Below are 19,496 nucleotides of genomic sequence, written 5' to 3'. Positions count from 1 at the left end.
CCGCAGCGCGCCCTCCGCTGCTAACTTCGCTACCTAACAAACGCTTGGTGGAAAGGTAGCTGATCTGCTCATGGGTGTCTCCACCTCCCGGCCCGAACCGGGCGTCGCGGTCGTCACCATGGACTTCCCACCGGTCAACGCCCTTCCCGTGCGGGGCTGGTACGCCCTCGCCGACGCCGTACGCACGGCCGGCCGCGACCCCGGCGTCCGCTGCGTGGTGCTGGCCGCCGAGGGGCGCGGATTCAATGCGGGCGTCGACATCAAGGAGATCCAGCGGGAGGCCGCCACCGGCGGCCATGACGCGCTGGTCGGCGCCAACCACGGCTGTGCGGAGGCGTTCTCGGCGGTCTACGAGTGCGCGGTGCCGGTGGTGGCGGCGGTGCAGGGCTTCTGTCTGGGCGGCGGGATCGGGCTGGCCGGCAACGCCGATGCCATCGTGGCCGCCGACGACGCCACCTTCGGCCTGCCGGAGCTGGACCGGGGCGCGCTCGGGGCGGCCACCCACCTCGCCCGGCTGGTCCCCCAGCATCTGATGCGGACGCTGTACTACACCTCACGCACCGCCACCGCCGCCGAACTCCAGGCGCACGGATCGGTGTGGCGGGTCGTCCCCCGTAGTGAACTGGCCGCCGCCGCACGGGAGCTGGCCGGGGAGATCGCCCGCAAGGACGGCACCCTGCTGCGTCTCGCCAAGTCCGCGCTCAACGGCATCGACCCGGTCGATGTGCACCGCAGCTACCGGTTCGAGCAGGGCTTCACCTTCGAGGCGAACCTCAGCGGCGTCGCCGACCGGGTGCGCGACACCTTCGGCGCGGAGGCCCGCCGATGACCGACAAGACCATGACGCCCGAAGACGTCGTCGCCCGCCTCCGCAGCGGGATGACCCTCGGCATCGGCGGCTGGGGCTCGCGCCGCAAGCCGATGGCGCTGGTGCGGGCGCTGCTCCGGTCCGGCATCGGCGACCTCACGGTGGTCTCGTACGGCGGTCCGGACGTGGGCCTGCTCGCCGCCGCCGGCCGGATCAGGGAGCTGGTCGCGCCGTTCGCGACGCTGGACTCCATCCCGCTGGAGCCGCACTTCCGCGCGGCCCGCCAGCGCGGCGCGTTCACGCTGCGGGAGGTCGACGAGGCGATGTTCATGTGGGGGCTGCACGCCGCCGCCAACCGGCTGCCGTTCCTACCGGTGCGCGCCGGACTCGGCTCGGACGTGATGCGGGTGAACCCGTCGCTGCGCACCGTCACCTCGCCCTACCCGGACGGGGAGACCTTCGTCGCGATGCCCGCGCTGCGGATGGACGCGGCGTTGGTGCACGTCAACCGCGCCGACCGGCTGGGCAACGGCCAGTACCTGGGCCCCGACCCGTACTTCGACGACCTGTTCTGCGCAGCCGCCGACGCGGCGTACGTCTCGTGCGAACGGATCGTGGACGACTTCCGGGAGGCCGTACCGCAGACCCTCCTCATCAGCCGGCACACGGTCACCGGCGTGGTGGAGGCCCCGTACGGAGCGCACTTCACCTCTTGTGTGCCCGACTACGACCGCGACGAGGCGTTCCAACGGCTCTATGCGACCACGCCCTGGCCGGAGTTCGCCGAGCGCTTTCTGTCCGGGGCCGGCGAAGCGGCCTACCGCTCCGCCGTCCAGGCCTGGCAGGAGGAGACCCGATGACCAGCCGTGCGGAGTACTGCGTGCTCGCCTGCGCCGAGGCCTGGCGCGGCGACGGGGAGGTGCTGGCCAGCCCGATGGGCCTGATCCCGGCGCTGGGGGCGCGGCTGGCCCGGCGGACCTTCGCGCCGGACCTGCTGATGACCGACGGCGAGGCGTTGCTCGTCGGGCCCGACGGGGCGCCGGAGGGCTGGCTGCCGTACCGCCGGCACCTCGCCATGGTGACCGGCGGCCGGCGGCACGTGATGATGGGCGCCGCCCAGATCGACCGGTTCGGCAACCAGAACATCTCCTGCATCGGCGACTGGGAGCGGCCCGCGCGCCAGCTCCTCGGCGTGCGCGGCGCGCCCGTCAACACCCTCAACAACCCGACGAGTTACTGGGTGCCCCGGCACTCCCGCCGGGTCTTCGTGGAGCAGGTGGACATGGTCAGCGGGGTCGGTCACGACCGCGCGGCCGCCGCCGGGCCGTCCGCGATGCGGTACCACCGCATCCCGCGGGTGGTCAGCAACCTGGGGGTGTTCGACTTCGCGACGCCGGACCGCACCATGCGGCTGGTGTCGCTGCACCCCGGCGTGACGGTCGAGGAGGTCACGGCTGCCACGTCGTTCCCGCTGGCGATGCCGGACGACCCACCGCTCACCCGGGAGCCCACCCCCGCCGAGCTCCGGCTGATCCACGAGGTGATCGACCCGGAGGGCCTGCGGGAGCGGGAGGTCGGGGCCTGATGGAGACGGCCCTCACCGAACTCGTCGGAATCCGCCACCCGATCGTGCAGACCGGGATGGGGTGGGTGGCGGGGCCCCGGCTGGTCTCGGCCACCGCCCGGGCCGGCGCCCTGGGCATCCTCGCCTCCGCGACCATGACGGTCGGTCAACTGCGGCAGGCGGTGCGGGAGGTGAAGTCCCGTACGGACGCGCCCTTCGGGGTCAATCTGCGTGCCGACGCGGGCGATGCGCACGAGCGGGTGCGGGTCATCGTCGAGGAGGGCGTCCGGGTGGCCTCCTTCGCGCTCGCGCCCTCGCGGGAGCTGATCGCCGAGCTCAAGGACGCCGGCGTGGTCGTGGTCCCGTCGGTCGGGGCCCGCCGGCACGCGGAGAAGGTCGCGGCGTGGGGCGCCGACGCGGTGGTCGTTCAGGGCGGCGAGGGCGGCGGCCACACCGGAGAGGTGGCCACGACGGTGCTGCTCCCCCAGGTCGTCGACGCGGTGGACATCCCGGTGATCGCCGCGGGCGGCTTCTTCGACGGCCGCGGCCTGGTCGCGGCGCTCGCCTACGGCGCGGCCGGCGTCGCCATGGGCACCCGCTTCCTGCTGACCTCCGACAGCACCGTGCCGCGCGCCGTACAGGACCGCTATCTGCAGGCCGCCGCCAAGGACGTCACGGTCACCACCGCGGTGGACGGCCTGCCGCACCGGATGCTGCGCAGCGAGTTGGTGACGGCGCTGGAGCGGTCCGGTCGGACCGCCGGGCTGCTGCGCGCCGTGCGCCATGCCGCCTCGTTCCGCAGGCTGTCCGGGCTGAGCTGGCCGCGGCTGGTCCGGGACGGCCTGGCGATGCGCCGTGGCAAGGAACTGTCCTGGAGCCAGGTCCTGCTCGCGGCCAACACCCCGATGCTGCTGCGGGCCGCCATGGTCGAGGGCCGCACCGACCTCGGGGTGATGGCCTCCGGCCAGGTCGCCGGGGTGGTCGAGGACCTGCCGTCCTGCGCGGAGCTGATCGACCGGATCATGACCGAGGCGGACCGGGCACTGCGCGCACTGCCCGCCCCGGCGCGAGGTGGGTGAGGCGCCGGCTGACGCAGGCCGCCGGGGGTTTCCCGGGCGGGGCCCGATGGGTCAGGATCAGGGGTGGCCCCGGCGGGCTGGCCGGGCCGTCAGTGGGCTGGGTGGGCAAGTGAACCGGTGAGCCGGTGGGCTGGTGAGCCGGTGAGCCAGTGGGCTGGTGAGCCAGTGGGCTGGTGGTTCGGTGAAAGGAGCGTGCGGGTCGGTGCAGACCGTCGGGAACCGCTCGGAGCTGGTGCGGGGCCTCCAGGAGCGGGCCGCCCGGGCACAGCCGGCAGAGCAGGTCGAGCGGATCGACGGGTGGTGGCTGCGCCGCGCCCCCGGCAGTGCCTGGTGGGTGGGATCGGTACTGCCCCACGGGGCCTCCGGGCCGGACGCGGTGTTGCGCGGGGTGCTACAGGCCGAGCAGTTCTACGCCGGTCATGGTGGGGTCGCGCGGTTCCAGATCTCCCCGGCGGCCGGCCCGGAGGGGCTGGACGCCGTCCTGGCGGCCCGTGGCTACCGCCGGCACAGCGCGGTGTCGTTGCAGGTGGCCCCGGTGGCACGGGTACGGGAGCACGCGGGTGCGACCCCTGTGCGGGTGCGACGGGCGGACCGTCCGACGCGGGCGTGGCGCATGGCCCGGCAGGCGGTGACCGGTGCCGCCGGGGACGCTCGCGCCGAGGGAGAGCTGCTGGACCGGGTGGCGCTCCCGTCCGCCTATGCCTGCGCGGTGCTCGGGGACGAGGTCGTCGCGGTGGGTCGTGCGGTCCTGGACACCGGCTGGGCGGGCGTGTTCGATCTGGCCACGCTGCCCCGGGCCCGCGGGCGGGGCGCGGCCCGGCAGGTGCTCGCCGCACTGGCCGGCTGGGCGGGTGCACACGGTGCCGACGCCATGTACCTCCAGGTGGAGCGGGACAACGTCCCGGCCCTGCGGCTGTACGAACGGGCGGGCTTCCGGGAGTTGTGCGAGTACCACTACCGCACGGCGGAGTGAGCCTGCTGCGGGGGGGCGGGCACCGCCGGAGCGGGCCCCTTGCGTACCCCGCTGCCGCCCGTCCCTCAGAGCCGCTCGATGATGGTGACGTTGGCCTGGCCGCCGCCCTCGCACATGGTCTGCAGCCCGAACCGGCCGCCGGTGCGCTCCAGTTCGTGCAGCAGGGTCGTCATCAGCCGGGCGCCGGTAGCGCCGAGCGGGTGGCCCAGGGCGATGGCGCCGCCGTTGACGTTGACCCGTTCGGGGTCGGCGCCGGTCTCCTCAAGCCAGGCCAGCACCACGGGCGCAAACGCCTCGTTGATCTCGACCAGGTCGATCTCGCCCAACGTCATGCCGGCCTTCTTCAGGGCGTGTGCGGTCGCCGGGATCGGCGCGGACAGCATCCGGATCGGGTCCTCGCCGCGCACCGACAGGTGGTGGATGCGGGCCCGCGGGGTCAGGCCGTGCTCGGCCACCGCGCGCTCGGAGGCCAGCAGCAGCGCGGCGGCGCCGTCCGACACCTGGGAGGAGACCGCCGCGGTCAGCCGGCCGCCCTCGACCACCGGAGGCAGCGCGGCCATCTTGGCCAGGGAGGTGGTGCGGCGCGGGCCCTCGTCGACGGTGACCTCGCCGTACGGGACGACCTCCCGGTCGAAGCGGCCCTCGTCGATGGCCCGCAGCGCCCGCTGGTGGGAGCGGAGCGCGAACTCCTCCATGGCGACGCGCGAGAGGTGCCACCGGGCGGCGATCAGTTCGGCGCCGTGGAACTGGTTGACGGGCGCGTCGCCGTAGCGGTCCCGCCAGCCGCGCGAGCCGGCGAACGGGCCCTCAGCCAGGCCCAGCGGAGCGGCGGCCTGCCGGCTGGCGAACGCGATCGGGATCTGCGACATGTTCTGTACGCCGCCGGCGACGACCAGGTCCTGGGTGCCGGAGAGCACGCCCTGGGCGGCGAAGTGCACGGCCTGCTGGGAGGACCCGCACTGGCGGTCGACGGTGACGCCGGGGACCTCCTCGGGCAGCCCGGCGGCCAGCCAGCAGGTCCGGGCGATATCGCCGGCCTGCGGTCCGACGGTGTCCAGGCAGCCGAAGACCACGTCCTCGACGGCGGCCGGGTCGACGCCGGAGCGCGCCATCAGCGCCGTCAGGACATGGGCGCCCAGGTCGGCGGGGTGCACGGCGGACAGGCCGCCGCCCTTCTTGCCGACGGGGGTGCGGACCGCCTCGACGATATAGGCCTCGGGCATGCTGTCTCCCTGGTCAGATTCTGCGGAGGTACCGGTCAGATCCGCAAGGCGATGCCGCCCGGCACCATCGACAGGCACGGGCGGGCGATCTCCTCGGGGCCGTGCTGTGCGCCCGGCCGGTACCACGACGCGGCGACCCGGACGGTGTCGCGGAAGAAGCGGTACGTCAGCCGGAGGGCGAGATCGGCGCGGAAGACCTGGCTGGCCACCCCGCGCTCCAGCGTGCCCAGCCAGGCCCGCGCGAAGTGCCGCCGGGCGTCGGCGAGATAGCCGAAGCGGGGTTGCCGGGCAGCGAGGTGCCGGGGCTCCTCCTGGTAGATCACCACCGCCGCGCGGTGCCGGTCGATCTCCCGGAACGACTCGGTGACCAGGGTCTCGAGGGCCTCGCGGGGGCCGAGCCGGGCGGCGAGCAGCTCCCGGCGGCGCGCCTGGTCAGGCATGCTGCGAGCTGACGGACACGGTCTCGCCGGTCATGTACGAGGCGTAGTCGCCGGCCAGGAACACGATGACGTTGGCGACCTCCCAGGGTTCGGCCCAGCGGCCGAAGGCCTCCCGTTCGGTGAGCTCCGCCAGCAGCTCGGGGGTGGTGACCTTCACCAGGTGCGGGTGCATGGCAAGGCTGGGCGAGACCGCGTTGACCCGTACGCCGAACTCGGCGGCCTCCAGAGCGGCGCAGCGGGTCAGCGCCATCACCCCGGCCTTGGCGGCGGCATAGTGGGCCTGCCCGCGCTGGGCGCGCCAGCCCACCACGGAGGCGTTGTTGACGATCGCGCCGCCGCGCCCGGTGCGCCGCATCCGGCGCAGCGCGGCACGGGTGCAGCGGAAGGTGCCGGTAAGGGTGGTGCCGAGGACCGCGTCCCACTGCGCGTCGGTCATCTCGACGAGGTCGGCGGTGCCGCCCAGCCCGGCGTTGTTGACGACGATGTCGAGCCGGCCGTGCCGCTCCTCGGCCAGGTCGAAGAGGGCGGCTATCTGGTCCTCGTCGGTGACGTCGCAGGGCAGGGCGGCCACGGCGCTGTCGCCGAACTCCCGGGCCAGCGCCGCGGCGCTCTCGCCCAGCCGCCGGGCGTGGGCGTCACCGAGGACGATCCGGGCGCCCTCCTCCAGGAAGCGGCGGGCGGTGGCGCCGCCGATGCCGGCACCGGCGGCCGCGGTGATGACCGCGGTGCGGCCGGCGAGCAGCCGGTGGCCGGGCACATAGCCGGGCGGGGGCACGGGCGGGGTCATGGGCGGGCCTCCTTCGGCGGGTGCCCTGGTGCCCGGGTGTGCGGCGCCCGGGCCTCGACGCTGCTCCTGGCCCTACGTTAATCTACCAAACACTTGTTAGGGAAGGAGGGGTGGATGCCCGCCACCCAGGACGACGAGCCGGTGCGTTACGAGCGCACCGGGCCGGTCGCGACCGTCACCATGAACCGCCCGGACTACCGCAACGCCCAGAACTCCGCGCTGACCTACGCCCTCGACCGCGCCTTCTACCGCGCCGCCGAGGACAACGCGGTCAAGGTCGTCGTACTGGCCGGCGCCGGCCGGCACTTCTCCGCGGGCCACGACATCGGCACCCCCGAACGCGACGCCCACCTGCCCTTCGACCGCACGGCCGGACTGTGGTGGGACCACTCCGACAAGACGGGCGCGGAGAGCCGGTTCGCCCGCGAGTCGGAGGTCTACCTGGGCATGTGCCGCCGCTGGCGCGAACTTCCCAAGCCGGTGATCGCCTCGGTCCAGGGGGCCTGTGTGGCGGGCGGGCTGATGCTCGCCTGGATCTGCGATCTGATCGTCGCCTCCGAGGACGCCTTCTTCGCCGACCCGGTCGTACGGATGGGGATCCCCGGCGTCGAGTTCTTCGCCCACCCCTGGGTGATGCCCCCGCGCATCGCCAAGGAGTTCCTCTACACCGGGGACCGGATGACCGCGGAGCGGGCGTACCAGGTGGGCATGGTCAACCGGGTCGTCCCGCGGGCGGAACTCGCCGCAAGGACCCGGGAGTTGGCGCTGCGGATCGCGGAGATGCCCCGGCTCGGCCTGGCGCTGACCAAGCGGGCCGTCAACCAGGCCGAGGACCTCCAGGGCCTGCACAGCGGTCTGGACTCGGTGTTCGGGCTGCACCACCTCGCCCACGCCCATAACGCCGAAACCGCGGCGGACCCGCTGGGCGGCATGGACATCGCCGCGATGCGCCGGCACTCCGTGGCTCGCCCCGGCTCCCCGCGCGAAGCGGAGGGCTGATGGACCTCGACCTCTCCGCCGCGGACCGGGAGTTCCGCGAGGAGGCCCGCTGCTGGCTCGCCGCCCAGGTGCCCTCCGTCCCCCTGCCGTCGCTGGAGACCGCCGAGGGCTTCGCGGCCCACCGGGAGTGGGAGCAGACGCTGTTCGAGGACCGCTGGGCGGTGGTCTCCTGGCCCGAGGAGCACGGCGGCCGGGACGCCTCGCTGGTGCAGTGGCTGCTCTTCGAGGAGGAGTACTGGGCCGCCGGCGCCCCCGGCCGGGTGAGCCAGAACGGCATCAACCTCCTCGCCCCCACCCTCTTCGCGCACGGCACCGCCGAGCAGCGCGCCCGCGTCCTGCGGCCCATGGCCGGCGGCCGGGTCGTCTGGGCGCAGGCCTGGTCGGAGCCGGAGGCCGGTTCGGACCTGGCGTCGCTGCGCGCGAGGGCGGTCCGGACCGACGGCGGCTGGCTGCTGCACGGGCAGAAGACCTGGTCGTCCCGGGCGGCCTTCGCCGACCGCGCCTTCGGTCTGTTCCGCAGCGAGGCGGACACCGCCCGGCCGCACGAGGGCCTGACGTACCTGATGTTCGAGCTGGACGCGCCGGGCGTGACGGTGCGCCCGCTCGGCCGGCTGGACGGCAAGCCCGCGTTCGCCGAACTCTTCCTGGACGGGGTGTTCGTGCCGGACGCGGACGTCATCGGCGAGCCCGGCCAGGGCTGGCGGGTCGCGATGAGCACCGCGGGCAACGAGCGCGGTCTGACGCTGCGCAGCCCGGGGCGGTTCCTGGCGGCCGCCGGGCGGCTGGCCGCGCTGTGGCGCACCGCCCCGGAGGGGGCCGCGCCGGCCCTGGGTGACCGGGTGGCCGATGCGCTGATCGGCGCCCGCGCCTACCAGCTGTTCACCTACGCCCAGGCGTCCCAACTGACGGCCGGTGGCTCCCTCGGCGCGGAGCCCAGCCTGAACAAGGTCTTCTGGTCCGAGCTGGACCTCGCGCTGCACGAGACCGCGCTGGACCTGCTGGGTCCTGGCGGTGCGCTCGCCGACGACGCCGACGAGGCCCCCGCACACGGCAGTTGGGCGGAGGGGTACACCTTCGCGCTCGCCGGGCCGATCTACGCCGGCACCAACGAGATCCAGCGCGACATCATCGCCGAGCGGCTGCTCGGCCTGCCGAAGGGACGCCGGTGATGCGCTTCCTCCTGACCGACGAGCAGCGGGAGTTCACCCGGACGCTGGACGGCATGTTGGCCTCGTCCGGCACCGTGGAGGCGGCGCGGGCCTGGGCGGCGGGGAAGCACGAGCCGGGCCGCGCGCTGTGGGCGCGGCTCGCCCGGGCGGGGGTGTTCGGCCTCGCCGTGCCGGAGCCGGACGCCGGAGCCGGTCCGCTCGCCGTGGAACTCACTGTGGCCTTCGTGGAGTTGGGCCGGCACGCGGTACCGGGGCCGCTGGTGGAGACGGTCGCCGCTGCGGCGCTGCTGGCGCGGCTCGGCGACGACCGCGCGGCCGGCGGCTGGCTGCCGCGGATCGCCGCCGGGGACGCGGTGCTCAGCCTCTGTGCCGGGACGCCGTACGCGCTGGACGCGGACGCCGCCGATGCGGTGCTGGTCGTCCGGGACGACCGGCTCCACCGCACCGACCGGCACGGGCCCGTGCAGCCCTCGTCCGATCCGACCCGCCGGCTGGCCCGCCCGCTCGGCGGCACCCCGCTCGCCCATGGCCCCGAGGTGCCCGCCGCCGTCGCGTACGCCACCGCACTGGCCCGTCTGCTCACCGCCGCACAGTCGCTGGGCCTCGGCCGCGCGCTGCTGGCGGCGACGGTGGCGCACGTCCGGCAGCGCACCCAGTTCACGGTGCCCATCGGGTCGTTCCAGGCGGTCAAGCACCGGCTGGCGGACGCCCTCCTCGGGCTGGAGTTCGCCCAGCCGCTGGTGTACGCGGCGGCGCTGGCGGTGGCGGCAGGCGCCCCGTCGGCGGGCCGGGAGGTGGCGGCGGCGAAGGTCGCGGCGGGCGAGGCCGGCTACGCCGCGGCGCGCACCGCCCTGCACCTGCACGGCGCCCTCGGCTACACGGAGGAGTTGGACCTCTCCCTGTGGATCCGCAAGGCCCGCCCGCTGCGCGACGCCTGGGGCACACCGGCCGACTGCCGGGCCCGGGTCCTGACGGGCTGACCGGCGCGCCGGGGCCACGCGGGTGCGTCGTCCGGATCATGTGGCCCCGCGAGCCCCGCGTGATCCGCGCGACGCGGCCTCTCCCGGCCGCGGGTCCGTCGCAAGTCGGGCATGCGTCTCGACGTCGTAGCGGACGCCGTCGTAGGCCAGTTTCTGCCGTTGTACGCCTTCGGCCGTGAAGCCCGCGGCGAGGGCGACCTTGCAGGAAGCCGGGTTGTCGAGGCGGTGCCCCAACTCCAGCCGGAAGAGCCCCAGATCGGCGAGGCACCAGTCGGCCAGCGCCCGGCAGCCGTGGGTGGCCACGCCCCTGCCGCGGGCTGCGGAGGTGGTCCAGTAGGAGATCCACCCCGTGCCGTGCCGGAGGTCGAGGCCGCCGACCGCGACACCGCCCAGTGCCGTGCCGGCGCCATCGGTGACGGCGAATCCGTAGGCCACCGCGCGGTACCACTGCTCCTGCCGCCGCCGGATCCACGCCCCGGCCTCCGCGAGCGTGGTGACGGGTGCATCGGCCTGCCGCCCCATCACCGGCTCCGCGAACGCCTCCAGGACGGCGGGAGCATCGGATGGCTCCCACCGGCGCAGCCGCGGCCCCGTAGGCAACCCCAGGGACTCACGCATCCCGTGGCTCCGCGCCGCGCTCCAGTGCGTCCAGGTCGGCCAACATCGCGTCGGCCAGATCGCGTTCACAGGCGTAGAACCGCTCCGACCACTTCAGCACCAGCGCGGGGTGCGCGCCGGTGCCCCCGGTGCGGGCGCCCTCAGCGTCCAGCTCGGCGCGCTGCCGCATGGTCTCGGCGTACTCCCGGTGGCGGCCGAGCACTTCCCGCATCCGCTCGCCCTCCAGCAGGTGCCCGAGCCACAGCCGCAGCATCACCCCGTGCTTGAGGACCGGGGGTTCCACCGGTGCCTCGCGCACCCAGTGGCGCACCGCCGCCAGGCCCTCGTCGGTGATCACGTAGACCCGCTTGTCGCGGTTGCCGGTCTCCTGGGCGACCTGCCGCGAGCTGACGTAACCGACCCGCTCCAGCCGTTTGAGCTCGCCGTAGACCTGGCTGAAGGACGGGCTCCAGTAGAACAGCCGCAGCGACCGGTCCGACCGCTTCTTGAGGTCGTAGCCGGACAGCTCCTCCCCGAAGGAGAGCAGCCCCAGCACCGCCCAGCCGGTCGCCGGCAGCGCCGGCCGCTCGCTCTTGCCGGCGGGCACCGCACCGGCCGTCGTCTCCGTCACCCGGTGAGTGTACGGTCCCGCGTCCGCCGCCCTTCGCCCCACGCGCGCACAACTGCCCTTTCCCGCCTGCCCCTTGCCGGGCAGCCCGACAAGGACACCCGGCGCAGCGGCCGCCTCGGGGCGGCCGCGGGGTCCGCGGTCCGACCGCGGCGGCGGTCACCTGCCGTAGCGGAGGGCGGCGCGCCACGGCCCCTCCCCCCTTGGCCGGCGCGCGGTGCACAGCCCGGTCCGCTGACCAATAGTGGAGGGGTGGAACCGCGGCAGGGAGTCTCCGCACGGCATCGCACGGTGATCGGCAATGCGATCCGTGTGACCACCGCGTCCTGCGTGGCGTTCTACCTCTGCCGTTACGGGCTGGACCGGACGGTGATGTCGGTCTACGCCACCTTCACCGTGGTCTCGCTCGGCGCGCTCGCCCGGATCCCGGGGTCCGGGCGCCAGCGGGCCGCCACCACCCTCACCGCGGTCCCCGCCGGCCTGGCCCTGATCACGCTGGGCACCCTGCTGGCCGTGCAGACCTGGGCGGCCGTCCTCGGGATGCTCGTGATCGGCTTCCTGGTCGCCTACGCGGGCACCACCGGGCCGCGGATCGCCGGCGCCGCGCCCGGGATGCAGCTGCTGTACATCCTGCCGTGCTTCCCGCCGTACGCCCCGCAGGCGCTGGACCAGCGGCTGCTCGGCTTCGTGCTGGGTGCGGTGCTGCTCGCGCTGGCCCAGCGCTTCCTGCTGCCGGAACCGGCCACCCCGCCGCTCCGGCTGCTGCTGGCCGACGCAGCCGACGCCGCCGCGGCGCTGGCGGACCACCGCGGCGGGCCGGCTGCCGCGCCGGTGCTCTCCCGGGCGCGGGCGGCCGCCGATGCGCTGCGCCCCTCCCGTGTCCCGCCCGCCGACCAGCCGGCCTCCCCCACCCTCCGCCACAAGGCCATGGCGCACGCCGCGGAGGCGGTCCGCACCCTGCTGGCCCGGCTCGACGCCCTGCACACCGCGGCCGGCGCGCACTCCGCCTACCGGCCGGAGACGGTGGTGCTGCTGGAGGCCATCGGCGCGGCGGCCCGCGGGGCGGCCGGCGCGCTCCGGCAGGGCCGGCGCTTGCGGCCCGGCGAGGGGCCGTCCGCGGCGGCCCTGGAGGAGGAGCTGGGTCCGGTGCGCTCGCACCGGGCGCTGGACAGCCTGGAGCGACTGGGCGCCGACGACCGGCTGGTCTATGTGCGCCGCCGCTCCCTGGTCGTCCAGGCCGCCGACGCCGCCGTGGTGCTGGTGCTGGCCTCCCGGCTGCTGCTGGGTGACCGCACCGTCAACCGGGACCCCGCCGGGCACTCCTTCGCCTACGCCCGGGCACGCCCGACGGAGCTGTGGTGGCGGCGGCTGACCGCCCACCTCACCCCGCGCTCGGTGATCTTCCAGAACGCCTGCCGGTTCGCGCTCGGTCTGGCCGCGGCCCGTGCCGTGGCCGGGCTCCTCGACCTGCAGCACGGCTTCTGGGTGCTGCTGGCGACGCTGACGCTGACCCGTACGACGAGCCTGGAGACCCGCTCGGCGGTCCGGCAGGCGCTGATCGGGACGCTGGCCGGCGCGGTGCTGGCCGGCGGGCTGCTGGCGCTGGTGCACGACCGGCCGCCGGTGTACGCGGTGCTGCTGCCGTTGGTGATGCTGCTGGCGTTCACCGCCGGGCCGCTGCGCGGACTGGCCTGGGCGCAGGGCGGGTTCACGCTGGTGGTGGCGGTGCTGTTCGCCCAGGTCTCCCCGGTGACCTGGCAGCTCGCGCCGGTCCGGCTGGAGGACGTGCTGGCCGGCAGCCTGATCGGGCTGGCCTGCGGGCTGGTGGCCTGGCCGCGGGGCGCCGGCCCCGAGGTCCGGCGCAGCATGGCGGCGGTGTGCTCGGCGGTCGCCGAGGGGATCGGCCGGACCACCGGCCGGGTCCTGGACCGTACCGGCACGGCCGGCGAGAGGGACGACGGCGGTGCCGGCATCCTCGCGATCAACCGTGCGCTGCTCCTCGCCCAGGAGAGCTGGGCCCAGTACCAGAGCGAGCCGCAGAACCGGAACGGCCCGCAGCCCGACTGGCCCGCGGTGCTGGTCGCCGGTGCGGACGCCCGGCGCGGCGAACGGCTGCTGCCCGGCCGTCCGGGCCGGATCACCCCGTACGAGGTCGGGGACTGGCTGCGGCGGGCGGCGGGCGACACGGCGGCCGACTACCGTGCGCTGGCTGCCCACTTGTGCGCGGACCACGCCGCGCCCGACGCACCGCCCCGTCCACCCGACCTCCGCGCCCTGCTGGCCGTCGCCCCGCCGGTGCCGCGGCACGGCCCGGACCGCGAGGCCCGGGCGGTGTCCGCGGCGCTGCTGCTGGACTCGGTGATCTGGCTCGATGCGCTGGCCACCGATCTGGCCCGTATCCACCGGGAGATGTGACCGGCCGCCCGGGCCCGCCCCGGCCGGTGGGTCCCCGGCCGACGCACGGACGCGGGCCGTGCGGGCGGCGCGGCGCGCAGGGCCCCGGCTCCGGGCTCACCCGCCCGGGTGCGGACGGCCCCGTTCGACCCGATCCTTAAGCAGTGGAGTGGCGTCCGGCGGCCCGCCCGCCGGGACCCGCCGGAAGGAAGCACACGAGGGGCGGCACACGGCACCCGACCGGCCCGACACCCCCGACGAGGCAGCTTGTCGCGGTAGCTCCGCGGCGGCGGAACGGACACACATGAGCAAAGGATCCGTGGGTCCGGAGGGTTACGGCCCGGACCCGTTCGGTGAGTTCCTCGCCCGCTTCTTCGGCGGCGGTCCGCAGTCCGGGAACGGTACGGCCGGGCAGCCGCTGCCCCACCAGGCGGACATCGCGCGCCTGATGAGCGGGCCGGCCCGGGACCTGGTGACCTCCGCCGCCGCCTACGCGGCCGAGCACGGCAGCTCCGAGCTCGGCACCGAGCACCTGCTGCGGGCGGCCCTGGCTGCCGAGCCGACCCGGACCCTGCTGCGGCAGGCGGGGACGGACCCCGACGCGCTGGCGGCCGAGATCGACCGCGGCGCGGGCAGTGGCCCCAAGCAGTCCAGTGTGGCCGTGACGCCCGCGGTCAAGCGGGCGCTGCTGGGCGCGCACGAGCTGGCACGGGACAACGGCGCCTCGTACATCGGCCCCGAGCACGTGCTGGACGCGCTGGCGGCCAACCCGGACTCGGCGGCCGGGCGCATCCTGAACCTCGCGCACTTCGAACCGCAGGCGGGCCACCCGCAGGGCGGCCACGGGTCCCAGCACCCGGGCGGTGAGCACGGGGCGGTGCCCCAGCACGACACGCCGACCCTCGACAAGTTCAGCCGCGATCTGACCGACCTGGCCCGGGCGGGCCGGATCGACCCGGTGATCGGCCGTGAGGAGCAGATCGAGCAGACCATCGAGGTGCTCTCCCGCCGGGGCAAGAACAACCCGGTGCTGGTCGGCGACGCCGGCGTGGGCAAGACGGCGATCGTGGAGGGGCTGGCGCAGCGGCTGGCCGACGGCGAGGTGCCGGACACCCTCGCGGGGCGCCGGGTGGTGGCCCTCGACCTGATGGCGGTGGTGGCCGGCACCCGCTACCGCGGGGACTTCGAGGAGCGGCTGAACGGGATCATGGAGGAGGTACGGGCGCACCCGGACTCGCTGATCATCTTCATCGACGAGCTGCACACGGTCGTGGGGGCCGGCGCAAGCAGCGGCGACGGCGGTTCGCTGGACGCGAGCAACATGCTCAAGCCCGCCCTGGCACGCGGTGAGCTGCATGTCATCGGGGCCACGACCCTGGAGGAGTACCGGCGGCACATCGAGAAGGACGCCGCACTGGCCCGTCGCTTCCAGCCCATCCTGGTGCCCGAGCCGACCGTGGCCGACACGGTGCAGATCCTGCGCGGGCTGCAGGACCGCTACGAGGCCCACCACCAGGTCCGGTACACGCCCGAGGCGCTGACCGCTGCCGCCGAGCTCTCGGACCGCTACATCACCCACCGGTTCCTGCCCGACAAGGCCATCGACCTGCTGGACCAGGCGGGTGCCCGGGTGCGGCTGCGGTCGGGCGCCAAGACCACCGACGTCCGTGCCCTGGAGCGGGAGGTGGAGCACCTGGCGGTGGACAAGGACCAGGCGGTCGCCTCGGAGCAGTACGAGCGGGCCACCGAGCTGCGGGACCGGATCGCCGAGCTCACCTCGCGGATCGAGGCCGCACAGGGAACGCGGCCGAGCGGCGACGGCCGGATCGTGGAGGTCGCCGCGGAGGACATCGCGGAGATCGTCTCGCGGCAGACCGGGGTGCCCGTCAGCAGCCTGACGCAGGAGGAGAAGGAGCGGCTGCTCAGGCTGGAGGAGCGGCTCGGCACCCGGGTGATCGGCCAGGAGGAGGCGGTCACCGCGGTCTCCGACGCGATCCTGCGGTCGCGGGCCGGGCTGTCCGACCCGAACCGGCCGATCGGCAGCTTCCTGTTCCTGGGCCCCACCGGGGTGGGCAAGACGGAGCTGGCACGGGCGCTCGCGGAGGCGCTGTTCGGCAGCGAGGACCGCATGGTGCGGCTGGACATGAGTGAGTTTCAGGAGCGGCACACCGTCAGCCGGCTGGTGGGGGCGCCGCCCGGATACGTCGGCCACGAGGACGCCGGCCAACTGACCGAGGCGGTGCGCCACCACCCGTACTCGCTGCTGCTGCTCGACGAGGTGGAGAAGGCCCACCCGGACGTCTTCAACATGCTGCTGCAGGTGCTCGACGACGGGCACCTGACCGACTCCCAGGGCCGGACCGTCGACTTCAAGAACACGGTCATCGTGATGACCAGCAACCTCGGCTCCGACGCGCTCAGCGGTGGGCGCGGGGTGCTGGGCTTCGGCCCGGACGCCGCGGGCGCCGAGGGCGGCGACGGGGCGCGCGAGCGGGCGCTGGCCAGCCTGCGGGAGCACTTCCGCCCGGAGTTCCTCAACCGGCTCGACGAGATCATCGTCTTCCGCCGGCTGACCGACGAGCAGCTGCGGCGGATCACCACGCTGCTGCTGGACGGCACCCGCCGCCGGCTGCACGCGCAGGAGATCTCGGTGGAGTTCGGCCCGGAGGCGGTGGACTGGCTCACCCGCCGCGGCCACCAGCCCGAGTACGGGGCGCGGCCGCTGCGCCGCACCATCCAGCGCGAGGTGGACAACGCGCTCTCGCGGCTGCTGCTGGACGGTGCGCTCTCGGCCGGGGACCAGGTCCTCGTGGAGGTGAGCGACGACCGGCTGGCGTTCCGTACCCGCCAGATGACCTAGCCGGGGAGGCCGGGTGCCGTCGCTGGGACCGCGGGAGACGTCCGCGGGCCGCAACGAGTCGCCGGAGGAGCGCGCCGACCGGCGGTGGATCGAGCTGCTGCAGGAGGTGCGGGTCGTCCAAACCGGTGTGCAGATCCTCTTCGGGTTCCTGCTCACCGTGGCCTTCACCCCGAGGTTCGCCACGCTCGGGTCGGCCGACACCGCCATCTATGTGGTGACGGTGCTGCTGGGCGCGGCGACGACGGGCGCGCTGATCGGTACGGTGACCTTCCACCGGCTGGTCACCGGCCACCGGCTGAAGCCCGAAACGGTGGTGTGGGCCTCGCGGCTGTCCCTGGTCGGGATCGTGCTGCTGCTGGCGACGGTGGCTTCGGCGCTGTTGCTGATCCTGCGGATCGCGACGGGTCACGCGCCCGCGGTGCCGTGGATCGTCGCCGGGCTCGTCGGCTGGTTCGCGGTCTGCTGGTTCCTGCTGCCCGCCTGGATCCTGCACCGGTACTCGTCCAAGGAGTGACCGTCGGCGGGGCGCCCGTCCGCGCTCCGGAGGGATGATGGAGCCGGGAGGGACACACCGCAGCTCGGCCCGTCGGGCAGCAGGGAGGTTCCCGTGACGGACAGCATCTGGGGCTACCGGGACAGCGTGGGCCACCGTGCCGGGACGGATCTCACCGGCTTCACCGTCGAGGCGATCGACGGCACGGTCGGGACCGTCGATGCGCACTCCGACGAGGCCGGTGCCGCCTACCTGGTCGTGGACACCAGGGTGTGGCTCTTCGGCCGGCACATCCTGCTGCCGGCCGGGGTGATCTCGTCGATCGACCCCGACCGCAGCACCATCTATCTCGCCCGTACCAAGAAGGAGATCGAGGACGCCCCGGAGTTCGACCGGGGCAGGCACCTCGGGGACGACGCGTACCACCGGCTGCTGGCCGGGTACTACGGCGCTCCGCACACCTGAGGGCCCGCACCGTGCGTGCGCAGCACAAGGGCGCGGGCCGGGACCTTGTCGGTCCCGGCCCGCGCCCTTGGTGCGGTGTGCCCGCCGGCCGCTCACACTCCCGCCGGGGCCGGACCCATCCGCCGGGGGCGGCTCAGCAGCGCCGCGCCCGCGAGCCCGGCGCTGACGATGGCCAGGGCCACCGCGAGCAGTTCGGGCCACATGCCGATCTCCCCGAGACCGCCGCCCAGCGGGCTGAGCACACCGGCCCGGGACAGCGCGTGCAGGGCGATGATGACCATGGCCGCGGCGGCGCTCACCGTCCAGACCAGGGCGGTGTCGTGCATCGCCAACCAGCCCGCCAGCAGCAGGTAGATCACGGCGACGGCCATCGAGAGGCCGGCCGCCGCCTGGGCGCCCTGCAGGTGGGAGGCGTGCACCGGCAGGTGGCCGAGCCCGCACAGCGCCAGCGCCGCCGCCGCGGGCCAGCGCAGCACGGAGCGCAGCACGCCGGGGACGGCGTAGCCAGGCTGCCGGGTCTCCTCCCGCTGGGTGGCCCACGCCGGGGCGCCGGGCTGTGGCATGGTGCCCGCGGGCCGGTGCGACCAGGGGGTGCGCTGCTGCTGCGGTGCGGGCTCCTGCCGGCCGCCCGCCGCGTGCGCGCCCAGGGGGCGGACGTCCGGGTCGAGGACGTGCATGGTCGCGGTCGGCTCCGGGTCGACGGGGCCGGCGGGGGCGGGCGGGAAGGGGTCGGACAGTCCGTAGGGAGCGGTGCTTCCGTAGGGAGCGGTGCTTCCGTAGGGAGCGGTGCTCCCGTAGGAGGCGGTGCCGCCGTCCTCGGTCCGGTCGAACAGCTCGATCAGCTGCGCCACCTCCTCGACGGATCTGCCCACGGCCACCGCGCGCAGCGCGTCCCGGCTCGATTCCACGGTGTTCGGGGCGGCCTGGAGCAGATCGAAGAGCGCAGCCACATCACTCACCGGACGGGAGACGACGGCCAGTCGCAGGGCTTCGTCGCCGGGGTTGGGGACGTCACCGCTGCGCTTGAGCAGTTCCACCAGCGCGGCGACTTCCTCCAGTGGCCGGTGGGTGACCGCCTCCCACAAGAGGGTGCGGGCCGAGTTCTTCTCAGGTGTGGGGGGCGGAATGTGCTCGCCGTGTTCTGTCGATGACAGGTCGGCGTCGCCCCCACAAAGTGCTGGTTCGGATGACATGGAGGGACTCCACTGAACGATGGGGAGCGTCAAACACCAGTAGCGCTGACACTCAGCGGACTTTGAGCTGCTGCCCACAGCCAACGTCCCTCTTGGCCGCTCCCGCCATTCAGGAAGGCCATCCGGTGGAGACACGCCGTGCCGCCCGGGCGTGCCGCGCTCGGGCGGGCCCCTACGGCCGCGTTGCGTCGCGGTCAGCTCCTGCGGGATCTCGAAGAGTGACCCTCCGACGTGCCGTCGGCGCCCGGTCCTGATTCGCTGGTAGAGGCAGCTCCGCGCCGTAACGCGCGGGGAAGGACGACGAGGACGGATCATGAGTGCCACAGGAGAAGCCCGCGCACGCATCCAGCAGATGCGCGACAAGGCCCAGGAACTGAAGGCGGCGGCGGAGCACACCGAAGACCCAGACGAACGGAAGCGGCTCCAGGAGAAGGCCCGCCGGCTGCAGTCCCAGAGCGAGCAGGAGAGCATGATGCGGGGCGGAGACATCTACCCTGCGGACTGAGTTGAGCGCCACCGACGACGGGACGCGGCCCCCGGGCCGCGTCCCGTATTGCTGTGCCGGGCCGCCCCGGTGACGGTGCAGCGGGGCTCGGGTCAGGAGCGGCGTACGGCGCGGAACGTCGGGGAAGGCCGCGCGGCGGCGACGCGCCCGGCTGTTCGAGTGGCTTCGCGGGGGCCGCCGGTGGGCGGTCACCGCCATTGGGAAGCGGTGATCACATGATCCCCTCAGACCCGTCACCGGCGGGCGGGGTGCCGGCCGGGACCGGGTCCCCCGGCACCCGCACCGACCGCGCGGGCCACCACGAGCGCTTCCGCGGCGTGTCGGCCGCCCTGCAACGGA

The 19,496-nt window shown here is 74.5% G+C and carries 18 protein-coding genes and 1 pseudogene; 13 read left to right on the top strand and 6 right to left on the bottom strand.

Going from position 1 to position 19,496, the window contains the following annotated elements; translation table 11 throughout:
• Positions 1–70 precede the first annotated feature (70 nt).
• From AB0G84_RS05035 to AB0G84_RS05015, 5 genes are all read left to right on the top strand, one after another.
• Positions 71–829, top strand: coding sequence for an enoyl-CoA hydratase family protein (locus AB0G84_RS05035; RefSeq protein WP_361315644.1), 759 nt, complete (start codon positions 71–73; stop codon positions 827–829).
• Positions 826–1,668, top strand: a complete 843-nt coding sequence (locus AB0G84_RS05030) for a CoA-transferase (RefSeq protein ID WP_361315642.1) — start codon at positions 826–828, stop codon at positions 1,666–1,668. Before AB0G84_RS05035 ends, AB0G84_RS05030 begins: the two co-directional genes overlap by 4 nt.
• On the top strand, positions 1,665–2,393 hold the full coding sequence (locus tag AB0G84_RS05025) for a CoA-transferase (RefSeq protein WP_361315639.1): 729 nt from the start codon (positions 1,665–1,667) through the stop codon (positions 2,391–2,393). Before AB0G84_RS05030 ends, AB0G84_RS05025 begins: the two co-directional genes overlap by 4 nt.
• A complete protein-coding gene (locus AB0G84_RS05020; protein ID WP_361315637.1) occupies positions 2,393–3,451 on the top strand; it encodes a nitronate monooxygenase in 1,059 nt (352 codons plus the stop codon). The genes AB0G84_RS05025 and AB0G84_RS05020 overlap by 1 nt, the downstream gene beginning before the upstream one ends.
• 202 nt (positions 3,452–3,653) lie before the next feature.
• On the top strand, positions 3,654–4,424 hold the full coding sequence (locus AB0G84_RS05015) for a GNAT family N-acetyltransferase (RefSeq protein ID WP_361315634.1): 771 nt from the start codon (positions 3,654–3,656) through the stop codon (positions 4,422–4,424).
• 65 nt (positions 4,425–4,489) lie between these two features.
• Here AB0G84_RS05015 and AB0G84_RS05010 read toward each other — a convergent pair whose 3' ends face one another.
• The 3 genes and pseudogenes from AB0G84_RS05010 to AB0G84_RS05000 all read right to left on the bottom strand — a co-directional run bounded on the left by AB0G84_RS05010 (position 4,490) and on the right by AB0G84_RS05000 (position 6,874).
• Positions 4,490–5,647 (bottom strand): acetyl-CoA C-acetyltransferase, encoded by a 1,158-nt coding sequence (locus tag AB0G84_RS05010; protein ID WP_361315632.1) that lies wholly within the window; start codon positions 5,645–5,647, stop codon positions 4,490–4,492.
• A 35-nt stretch (positions 5,648–5,682) separates the two neighbouring features.
• Positions 5,683–6,060: pseudogene (locus AB0G84_RS05005) on the bottom strand (TetR family transcriptional regulator); the annotation flags it as partial.
• 19 nt (positions 6,061–6,079) lie between these two features.
• On the bottom strand, positions 6,080–6,874 hold the full coding sequence (locus AB0G84_RS05000) for an SDR family oxidoreductase (protein WP_361315629.1): 795 nt from the start codon (positions 6,872–6,874) through the stop codon (positions 6,080–6,082).
• A 114-nt stretch (positions 6,875–6,988) separates the two neighbouring features.
• On the opposite strand from AB0G84_RS05000, the gene AB0G84_RS04995 reads away from it, so the two are divergent.
• From AB0G84_RS04995 to AB0G84_RS04985, 3 genes are read left to right on the top strand one after another with little or no spacing between them, the layout of a single operon-like run.
• Positions 6,989–7,873: an enoyl-CoA hydratase gene (locus tag AB0G84_RS04995; protein ID WP_361315626.1), complete on the top strand. Its 885-nt coding sequence runs from the start codon at positions 6,989–6,991 to the stop codon at positions 7,871–7,873.
• The gene (locus AB0G84_RS04990) at positions 7,873–9,042 is read left to right on the top strand and encodes an acyl-CoA dehydrogenase family protein (RefSeq protein ID WP_361315623.1); all 1,170 of its coding nucleotides are present in this window, start codon (positions 7,873–7,875) and stop codon (positions 9,040–9,042) included. Before AB0G84_RS04995 ends, AB0G84_RS04990 begins: the two co-directional genes overlap by 1 nt.
• Positions 9,042–10,022, top strand: coding sequence for an acyl-CoA dehydrogenase family protein (locus tag AB0G84_RS04985; protein ID WP_361315621.1), 981 nt, complete (start codon positions 9,042–9,044; stop codon positions 10,020–10,022). Before AB0G84_RS04990 ends, AB0G84_RS04985 begins: the two co-directional genes overlap by 1 nt.
• Before the next feature lie 36 nt (positions 10,023–10,058).
• Here AB0G84_RS04985 and AB0G84_RS04980 read toward each other — a convergent pair whose 3' ends face one another.
• Positions 10,059–10,640 carry a GNAT family N-acetyltransferase gene (locus AB0G84_RS04980; RefSeq protein ID WP_361315619.1) on the bottom strand — a complete coding sequence of 194 codons (582 nt, stop codon included), beginning with the start codon at positions 10,638–10,640 and terminating at the stop codon, positions 10,059–10,061.
• Positions 10,633–11,250 carry a PadR family transcriptional regulator gene (locus tag AB0G84_RS04975; protein ID WP_361315617.1) on the bottom strand — a complete coding sequence of 206 codons (618 nt, stop codon included), beginning with the start codon at positions 11,248–11,250 and terminating at the stop codon, positions 10,633–10,635. Before AB0G84_RS04975 ends, AB0G84_RS04980 begins: the two co-directional genes overlap by 8 nt.
• A 309-nt stretch (positions 11,251–11,559) precedes the next feature.
• Between AB0G84_RS04975 and AB0G84_RS04970 the strand changes: the two genes are divergently transcribed.
• From AB0G84_RS04970 to AB0G84_RS04955, 4 genes are all read left to right on the top strand, one after another.
• Positions 11,560–13,662: an FUSC family protein gene (locus AB0G84_RS04970; protein ID WP_361315614.1), complete on the top strand. Its 2,103-nt coding sequence runs from the start codon at positions 11,560–11,562 to the stop codon at positions 13,660–13,662.
• Positions 13,663–13,945: 283 nt separating this feature from the next.
• The gene (locus AB0G84_RS04965) at positions 13,946–16,501 is read left to right on the top strand and encodes an ATP-dependent Clp protease ATP-binding subunit (RefSeq protein ID WP_361315612.1); all 2,556 of its coding nucleotides are present in this window, start codon (positions 13,946–13,948) and stop codon (positions 16,499–16,501) included.
• 13 nt (positions 16,502–16,514) lie between these two features.
• The gene (locus tag AB0G84_RS04960; RefSeq protein WP_361315609.1) at positions 16,515–17,015 is read left to right on the top strand and encodes a DUF6328 family protein; all 501 of its coding nucleotides are present in this window, start codon (positions 16,515–16,517) and stop codon (positions 17,013–17,015) included.
• A 93-nt stretch (positions 17,016–17,108) separates the two neighbouring features.
• On the top strand, positions 17,109–17,459 hold the full coding sequence (locus tag AB0G84_RS04955; protein WP_361315607.1) for a PRC-barrel domain containing protein: 351 nt from the start codon (positions 17,109–17,111) through the stop codon (positions 17,457–17,459).
• Positions 17,460–17,551: 92 nt separating this feature from the next.
• On the opposite strand, the gene AB0G84_RS04950 is transcribed toward AB0G84_RS04955, so the two are convergent.
• Complete coding sequence (locus tag AB0G84_RS04950; protein WP_361315604.1) at positions 17,552–18,652, bottom strand: hypothetical protein; 1,101 nt, start codon at positions 18,650–18,652, stop codon at positions 17,552–17,554.
• A 313-nt stretch (positions 18,653–18,965) separates the two neighbouring features.
• Here AB0G84_RS04950 and AB0G84_RS04945 point away from each other — a divergent pair, with 313 nt between their 5' ends.
• Complete coding sequence (locus tag AB0G84_RS04945) at positions 18,966–19,157, top strand: DUF6381 family protein (protein ID WP_361315602.1); 192 nt, start codon at positions 18,966–18,968, stop codon at positions 19,155–19,157.
• The last annotated feature ends 339 nt before the right edge of the window (positions 19,158–19,496 follow it).

This window comes from Streptomyces sp. NPDC020742 (assembly GCF_040641675.1).
Classification (GTDB): Bacteria; Actinomycetota; Actinomycetes; order Streptomycetales; family Streptomycetaceae; genus Streptomyces.
Note: the sequence above shows the minus strand (reverse complement) of the source record. Positions and strands in the feature narration are given on the sequence as shown.